At 66.4% G+C, this 700-nt stretch carries 1 protein-coding gene and 1 pseudogene; both read right to left on the bottom strand.

The window, feature by feature from the left end; genetic code table 11:
* The coding region (locus tag CAY82_RS27415; RefSeq protein ID WP_305881828.1) for an aquaporin at positions 1 to 324 on the bottom strand (324 nt) is incomplete at its 3' end.
* Between the two features lie 112 nt (positions 325 to 436).
* A pseudogene (locus CAY82_RS27410) lies at positions 437 to 700 on the bottom strand (ArsR family transcriptional regulator); the annotation flags it as partial.

Raw genomic sequence — 700 nt, 5'->3', positions numbered from 1 at the left:
TCCGGCTATCGCACCGACGACCTGGGCGGGAATGTAGGCGACCAGCTCGCGCGGAGTCAGGCCGGTACCAGTGCGGCGCCCGAGCCACCAGTCGACAGCAGACACAACGGGGTTGAAGTGCGCTCCGGACACCGGCCCCAGCATCAGGATCAGTACTGCGAGACCGAGTGCTGTAGCGAACGGGTTCTCCAGCAACTGCAAGCCGATGTCACTCGGAGACAAGGCAGATGCTGCGATCCCGGAGCCGATGACGACGGTCACCAGCAGCCCGGTACCGACCGCCTCGGCGACCGCCCGTCGCCACAGCGGTGCAGCGCTGCTCACTGGCGGCCCAGGTGTGCAGCGGGGACGGAAAGCTCGTCCAGGAGCACCCGAACGCGGCGCTCAATCTCGTCGCACAGGTCTTCTCGGTGGTGCCGAACAACTTCGGTCATGGTCAACTCCTGGGCATTTCGGCCGGCGAAAGGACGGGGGCCAGCCGGTCGATGCGGTCGGCGATCTCGCTGTAGGCAGCCTCAAATGCCGCGTCGGTGTCGACAGCCGCCGGATCCGGTATCGACCAGTGCAGCCGCGGCCTGGTACCGGTTGGGAGGTGCTCGTAGGCGATGTCGCACACCGCGATGACAAGGTCATCACGTTCCACTACGTCGCCGACATGAGCGGTATGCCAGGCGGCGGGGTCCAAACCGTGCTTGCGGGC

It is taken from the genome of Pseudomonas sp. SID14000, from assembly GCF_002165135.1.
Taxonomy (GTDB): domain Bacteria; phylum Pseudomonadota; class Gammaproteobacteria; order Pseudomonadales; family Pseudomonadaceae; genus Aquipseudomonas.
Note: the sequence above shows the minus strand (reverse complement) of the source record. Positions and strands in the feature narration are given on the sequence as shown.